Origin of the sequence: Edaphobacter sp. HDX4 (genome assembly GCF_036877565.1) — a bacterium.
Lineage (GTDB): Bacteria > Acidobacteriota > Terriglobia > Terriglobales > Acidobacteriaceae > Edaphobacter.
On the sequence record NZ_JAEDXW010000104.1, the window covers coordinates 1 to 254 of the forward strand.

A 254-nucleotide genomic window follows, 5' to 3' on the forward strand; every position below is an offset into this window, starting at 1 on the left:
CGGGGTTGTGGCGGGTGCTTACGCCTTCGTTGCGGAAGTTGCGGTTGATCTCGTAGACGCGGTCGAGGCCTCCGACGACGAGGCGCTTGAGGTAGAGCTCGGGGGCGATGCGGAGGAAGAGGTCGAGGTCGAGCTCGTTGTGGTGAGTGATGAAGGGGCGCGCGGCGGCTCCGCCGGCGATCTGCTGCATCATCGGGGTCTCGACCTCGAGGTAGCCGCGGGTGTCGAAGAACTTGCGCAGGGCGCGGAGGACC

1 protein-coding gene is annotated in these 254 nt (G+C 66.9%); it reads right to left on the minus strand.

Features of this window, described 5'->3' with window-relative positions:
* The coding region (locus JAO29_RS23260; RefSeq protein ID WP_334270667.1) for an amino acid--tRNA ligase-related protein at positions 1-254 on the minus strand (254 nt) is incomplete at both ends.